Source organism: Pseudonocardia xinjiangensis, assembly GCF_012911925.1.
Lineage (GTDB): Bacteria > Actinomycetota > Actinomycetes > Mycobacteriales > Pseudonocardiaceae > Pseudonocardia > Pseudonocardia xinjiangensis.
In genome coordinates, this window is the sequence record NZ_JAAXKY010000283.1 from 1 (window position 1) to 2,675 (window position 2,675).

The window sequence follows — 2,675 nt, forward strand, 5'->3', positions numbered from 1 at the left end:
GGTCAGCCTCGGAGCATCTCCGCCACGAGGAAGGCGAGCTCCAGGGACTGCTGGGTGTTGAGGCGGGGGTCGCAGGCCGTCTCGTAGCGGCCGGCGAGGTCGGCGTCGGAGATCTCCTGCGCCCCGCCCAGGCACTCCGTGACGTCCTCGCCCGTGACCTCGACGTGGATGCCGCCCGGGTGAGTGCCGAGGGCGCGGTGGACCTCGAAGAAGCCCTGCACCTCGTCGACGATCCGGTCGAAGTGGCGGGTCTTGTAGCCGGTGGTGGACTCCACAGTGTTGCCGTGCATCGGGTCGCACTGCCAGATGACCTTGTGCCCGGACGCCTCCACCTTCTCGATGATCGGCGGGAGCGAGTCGCGGACCTTCCCGTTGCCCATGCGGCTGACCAGGGTGAGCCGGCCGGGGGTGCCGTGCGGGTCGAGCCGCTCGACGTACTCGACGGCGAGCTCCGGCGTGGTCGTCGGGCCGATCTTGAGCCCGATCGGGTTGGAGAGCAGCTCGGCGAAGGCGATGTGGGCGCCGTCGAGCTGGCGGGTTCGATCACCGATCCAGAGGAAGTGCGCGGAGAGGTCGTAGAGCCGCGGCTGCCCCCGGCTGACGTCCAGCCGCAGCATCGCCCGCTCGTAGTCCATGAGCAGGGCCTCGTGGCTGGCGTAGAACTCGACGCTGTGCAGGTTGTGGTCGTCGACACCGCAGGCGTCCATGAACCGCAGGGCGCGTTCGATCTCCGCCGCGATGTTCTCGAAGCGCTCGCCTGCCGGCGAGGTGCGCACGAAGTCCTTGTTCCAGTCGTGCACCATCGTCAGGTCGGCCATGCCGGTGGCGGTGAGCGCGCGCACGAGGTTCATGGCGGCGCTGGCGTTGGCGTAGGCGCGCACCATGCGGGACGGGTCCGGCACCCGGGCGGCGGGGTGGGCGACGATGGAGTTGACGATGTCGCCGCGGTAGGACGGCAGGCCCAGCGCGTCGACGGGCGCGCTGCGCGGCTTGGCGTACTGGCCGGCGATGCGCCCAACCTTCACCACCGGCAGCGAGGCGCCGTAGGTGAGGACGATGGCCATCTGCAGCAGTGTGCGGATCGTGGCGCGGAGGTGGGGCTCGGTGTTGTCGACGAACGTCTCGGCGCAGTCGCCGCCCTGCAGCAGGAAGGCCTCTCCGCGGGCGACCTGGGCGAGCCGCTCCTGGAGGCGGTCGACCTCCGGGGGGAGCGTGACGGGGGGCACGCTCTCGAGCACGGTGCGGACGTGCGCGACCTGCTCGCTGTCGGGCCAGTCCGGCTGCTGAGCGGCAGGACGGCCCAGCGCGTCATCGAGGCGGGCGCGCAGTTCGGCAGGCAGCGGGGGCAGCTCGGGCAGCACTTCGACCGGTGCGTCGACGGTCCAGTTCACATCAGCAGGGTAGCCGGGCCGGCGGGGGACGGGTCGCCGGCTTCCGCTAAGCCACGAATAGTGCAAAACGAAGCCGTTGGACCATTCGGCGCAGGAAGACAACCCCTCGAGCTGGACCGTACGGCGGCATAGGTCACCCGAATGGCGCGATTCCCTGACCAAGCGATCAGGGCATCCCGGCGCATGGCAACTCTACTGTGGATCATCGCCGTCGTTCTCGTCATCGCCGGCATTCTTGCGATTGTGCGCAGGCAGCTCATCTGGGGAATCGTGCTCATCATCGTCGGCCTGCTCGTGGGCCCGGGCGGTGTCAGCATCTTCACCTGACCCCGACGGCGTCGTGCGGTGGCCGCTCGCTGAGCTTCAGCGAGCGGCCACCGCCGATTCGATGGCCTCCCACCGCCTCGCGTTGAGCCGGGCGTCCGCGAGCGCGTCGTGGGCGTCGGTGCTGGGCGGCGGGAGCGGCGGGCGCCCGGCGTCCTCCCAGCGCTGGCGGAGCTCACGGGTGAAGCGGGGCAGCGCCCGCGGCAACGCCGGCATCGCCCCCCACAGCTGGCAGAGCACCACGTGGTCGTAGGCGGCGATCCACGCCCACAGCTCGACATCACCCGGCGCGGAGGTCAGGAACTCCAGCAGATCAGCCCGGAGGCGGGAACGCGACCGCCACGCCGGGTCCGCCGGGGACGGCAGCTTGGGGAGCACGTTGGCGCGCACCCACGCGCCCGCTCTCGACGGGTCGAACTCCGTGGAGACGGCGTAGAACTCGCGCCCGTCCTCTCCGACCACACCGATCGACACCAGATCGATCGTCGTCCCGTCCTCGATGAACTCGCAGTCGTAGAAGAACCGCATATCCGTCCTGTTCCCGCTGGTCGGCGCGTGAACAGCGCTGCCGGTGCGCACCGGTCAGCGCCACGTTCGGGCGCCATGCGGCCTGGTCGTCCGAGCCGGGCCACCGATGACTGTATGTGCTGCCCGTCCGCGACGGGGACGAGTGTCCCGAACCGCACCACGGGATCGGCGAGCCCGGGTCAGCGCGGCCGGGACGTCGGCGGTACGGCGGTGCAGGGGGCGCCCGAACTGTTCGGCCTGCCCGGGGTGCACGTCGGAGCGGCTTGCTGGGGGAAGAGCGGCGGCCGGGTCACCCGCGGGGTCGTGGTCGTGGCCGCCGACGTGGGGGCCGGCGGGGAGGGTGCCTGCGGCTGCACGGCGGGCGGCGCCCCACCGTTGCCCGGGGCGGGCGGAGGCACGGTGGACGGCGTCGCGCGCGCTGTGGTCCTCGCG

General features: G+C 71.4%; 4 protein-coding genes. 2 read left to right on the forward strand and 2 right to left on the reverse strand.

From position 1 onward, the window contains the following. Positions 1-2: 2 nt before the first annotated feature. Positions 3-1,391 (reverse strand): class II 3-deoxy-7-phosphoheptulonate synthase, encoded by a 1,389-nt coding sequence (locus HF577_RS36985; protein ID WP_169400651.1) that lies wholly within the window; start codon positions 1,389-1,391, stop codon positions 3-5. Between the two features lie 183 nt (positions 1,392-1,574). Between HF577_RS36985 and HF577_RS36990 the strand changes: the two genes are divergently transcribed. Further along, the gene (locus HF577_RS36990; protein ID WP_169400652.1) at positions 1,575-1,718 is read left to right on the forward strand and encodes a GPGG-motif small membrane protein; all 144 of its coding nucleotides are present in this window, start codon (positions 1,575-1,577) and stop codon (positions 1,716-1,718) included. 36 nt (positions 1,719-1,754) lie between these two features. Here the strand turns inward: HF577_RS36990 and HF577_RS36995 are convergent, their stop codons facing one another. Beyond that, the gene (locus tag HF577_RS36995; protein WP_169400653.1) at positions 1,755-2,243 is read right to left on the reverse strand and encodes a polyadenylate-specific 3'-exoribonuclease AS; all 489 of its coding nucleotides are present in this window, start codon (positions 2,241-2,243) and stop codon (positions 1,755-1,757) included. Between the two features lie 210 nt (positions 2,244-2,453). Between HF577_RS36995 and HF577_RS37000 the strand changes: the two genes are divergently transcribed. After that, the coding region (locus HF577_RS37000; RefSeq protein WP_407692285.1) for a hypothetical protein at positions 2,454-2,675 on the forward strand (222 nt) is incomplete at its 3' end.